This window comes from Enterobacter cloacae complex sp. P13B (assembly GCF_014895915.1).
GTDB lineage: Bacteria > Pseudomonadota > Gammaproteobacteria > Enterobacterales > Enterobacteriaceae > Enterobacter > Enterobacter bugandensis.
Window position 1 is genome coordinate 1 of record NZ_JADBQN010000117.1, and the last position, 3,492, is coordinate 3,492.

At 42.3% G+C, this 3,492-nt stretch carries 4 protein-coding genes; all 4 read right to left on the reverse strand.

Annotated features, from left to right (window positions below; all coding sequences use genetic code 11):
- Positions 1-135: 135 nt before the first annotated feature.
- Positions 136-771: a His-Xaa-Ser repeat protein HxsA gene (gene hxsA / locus IM273_RS22170; RefSeq protein WP_023279394.1), complete on the reverse strand. Its 636-nt coding sequence runs from the start codon at positions 769-771 to the stop codon at positions 136-138.
- Positions 768-1,880: a His-Xaa-Ser system radical SAM maturase HxsC gene (gene hxsC, locus IM273_RS22175; protein WP_193055657.1), complete on the reverse strand. Its 1,113-nt coding sequence runs from the start codon at positions 1,878-1,880 to the stop codon at positions 768-770. The genes hxsA and hxsC overlap by 4 nt, the downstream gene beginning before the upstream one ends.
- Positions 1,873-3,261 (reverse strand): His-Xaa-Ser system radical SAM maturase HxsB, encoded by a 1,389-nt coding sequence (gene hxsB / locus IM273_RS22180; RefSeq protein ID WP_109141342.1) that lies wholly within the window; start codon positions 3,259-3,261, stop codon positions 1,873-1,875. The genes hxsC and hxsB overlap by 8 nt, the downstream gene beginning before the upstream one ends.
- A partial coding sequence (hxsD, locus tag IM273_RS22185; protein ID WP_193055658.1) for a His-Xaa-Ser system protein HxsD occupies positions 3,261-3,492 on the reverse strand: 232 nt, incomplete at its 5' end. The genes hxsB and hxsD, both read right to left, overlap by 1 nt.

Here is a 3,492-nt window from a genome sequence, read left to right on the forward strand (position 1 = left end):
CTCTTCAACTACCCAAAGATCTTGCTCATACGAGTACCAACCGGGAATGTTTTCCCCCTCTGTTCTCTCGGTAGCGAATCGAGCCAAAAACGGTAAAGCCAAATTATTACTTTTCATTTTATGCTCCATAGAGATTTAACGAGCCAAAATATTTAAAGAATTCAAAAGTTGAGTGTCGAGTGTTTCAGTTGCAGGAATAGGTAATCCGTTCGCAATACGGTAATTTTTCACAGACTGCCTCGTAGATGGTCCCATTATGCCGTCAATATTCCCATTGTAAAATCCCTTGTCCAGCAATGCGAACTGAACACGCATGATTAAGCGCTTACGCTTCTCTGTAGCAGAAGTAAGCCCATTACTTGCACGGCTAGCTTCTGTAGTTCCAACTGAATTCGTAGTAGTAGAGTTAATATTGTCGTTAGAACGAAGCGAACGCACAGAGGAAGAGGACGATGAGGAACTTGTTCCTGAACTTGAAGACCCAGATGAACTTGGTGAGCTGTATGTTTTTGGATAATAGGGAGTGCTGCCACCATAGTACCCGCCACCTGATGATGAACGGTGAGAACTATGGCTCCGATGGGAGCTATGACTGCGATGCCCTGCAATGTAGAATGGAACTTCGGTGTTAAGTGGGGCTATCACTAAATCATGTTCATTAAGAGTCATACCAGGCAAATCACTTGCTCCGGTAGATGAATCACTTGCCCATACAGAATTATTGAGTGCCAAAAACCCCGGAAGTAGAGCAGCAAAATTAAATTTTTTCATAAAATTGGTCTCGGTGGTTGATGAAAACGGCCCGTTGAAGAACTGAAATAACCAGCACAGGAAGACTTCTGAGTGCATTCATCACATTCTTTAGGATAGTAATTTTTCCAATCAGAGATCGACTGAGCAGCAAGCTCCCAGGCTTTTTCAGGAAGATGACACAAAGGATAATTAAAAATTGTTAGAGGTATACCTGACCTGTGTGCAGCGTCTATAGCGGAGGTTATTTTCTCACTATAGCTGCTGTGTTCAATGAAGATTGTTGACCAGTTTTTTCGCGCCCAACCGATAGATTCCAACCCCATAAGGGAAATCTGATTGATGTTGGAGAAAACACGGCCAACGAACTCTACGATGTCATCCAATTCCGTATAGTTAGCCAGTGTCGGAATAACTCTAAGTTCGATATTAATCCCTGAGTTCCCTGCATTGATTAACCCCTTAACCGTTTCATGAAATGCGCCATCACTTCCTACCAAATGATCATGCACAAGTGGTCTTGATGAGTAGAGCGGTATACCAAAGGTGATTTTTATCTTTTTACTTCGCTTTGCCATTTCATGAGTAAAGTTGGTATCAGCAAATTTGCGTCCATTTGTTAAAACATGCAAAGCAGTATCTGGTGAATTCTCGATGATAAAATCAATGAAGTTAAGGAAATCATCTCCATACAGCAAAGGTTCACCACCGCTGACCCCAACTACTCCATTCAACCCAAATGAAGCGATAGCAAGAGCTGATTGGGTAAGTAGCCAGTCATCATTTGATTTCTTTGGTGGCTGCGAACAAAAGAGACACAAGTTATTGCAGCGTTCCGTTACTAAGACAGTATTATGATTGGCTCTGCGGGACAGAATAACGCGGATCATATTGCCATTGTTAATTACCCCAATATCTCCATCTTCAATTGACTCAAATAATTCAGTGCTAATAACAGAGTAATCAAAGCATGGTAGAATGGCATCATTATTGCTTTCAGCAACTATCAGCAAATTGGGCAAAAAGAATAAAGGGTTCACTGGTTTTTGTTTGCATAACCGATAGAACCCTGTGGGCACATTCTTTTTTGAAGCAAAATGAAAGATATCGTTCCTGATAACCTCAGACATATGCCCATCCTTTTAGCATCTCAGCCTTCGGACCACCTTCTGAGATGCAGTTCATCAGATACCTGAACATCCCCTTGTGATACTGACAAAACGTTGAACGACTCCTATCACCGACAGGCTCACCCTGTACACTTATGTTCTGGCATGGATCTGCACCGCAAAATGGTTGATATGCACATGTATCACAACCCGGCAGAGCAAAATTGAACGATGAACTCAACACTGCGTTATAGTAAGGACTCTTAGAAAATGATAGCGTTTTAACCTCACCCGCACTGAACTCCGTTTCAGGGTTCACCTTCTGCAACATACGGCTCTCATCGCTACCATATACTCGACCGTCATAATTGAAAAGAATACTGTTAAGCACGACACCGCTTGGCGACTTTAAATCCGCATAACCACTAAAACCGGGATTGAAGATCCTTTTCAGATGAATGGAGGCCGAATGTTCAACAACCCTTATCCCTTCTTTGTTGATCTTAAGAATTTCATCTATCAAAGAGGAATAGAAACTGAAGTATTCGTCCATAGAAAAGGTGAACGATGCTTTTTGTGCAAACCCATAGGGACTAACAGGTCGGATAAACATGTCCTTGAGGCCAAGAGATAAGTGAGCCTGGACAATCGATTCAGGGTGCCTGATAAGATCTTTAGTAACTGTAGTAACCGTTGCAACGCGATCAGCGCCTAAAGACCGTTTTATAGCCTCTACCCCTGACACTGTTCTACTGTAAGCAAGCCCATGACCAAGAATTCGATTACTGTTGTGAACAACTTCCTCACCATCAAGCGAAACAGAGAACGTTATGTTCCTGTCTCTCGACCATTCAAGCATATCCTCATTCAAGACAGACAGGCTTGATGCTACAACCATCTCAAAATCGGTGCTTCCCAGCGTTTCAACACATTGCTCATAGATAGACTGAATTAAATCGAACCGCAAGAGTGGCTCTCCACCCTGTATCTCTATCTTGTAAGGTGGTGTCGATAGTTTTTTGATAGTCGAAATGATATCAGGGATGAGATCGGGATCTAGATCATAACCAGAGGCGTTCACTGAAGCTCTACTGACCTGACAATACTTGCAGGTATGGTCGCAACGTAATGTGGGCACAATCATGAAAATTGGCCTGACCGCCAGTTCATTCATCAATCGTTTTGCAAAAGCAGAACTTAAAGCATAGGGAGTTATAGCCGATGAGCTTTCGTTAGCTATAAATAGCTTGCTTTCGAGTGCGTTTGATTGTTCCGCATTGATTTGCTCATCAGAAAGATCAAGCAGCTCTTGCTCATCAATGAAGTGATGAAAACCAGCGAGGTTGCTTATAAACACCTGTCCATTAGGCAATCTGTCAAAATTGAATGGCATCAATTCCATTACGAAAGCCTTTCATCGACACTGCGAAGCACTTTATGAACAATAGAATCTCTCAACGACCCTGTTTTATGCTGTAGTTTTTCTCGCAAAGTGTAATCATTCAGCAGCCTCTCGAATTCATAGAAGCATTCGGGACTATCGTTTTCAAAAGAGATTGTCCACGAGGATATATCTTCACAAAGCTTCCACTGAGTAAGCGAAGTCATCCAGTACAGGCTATTACGTATAACC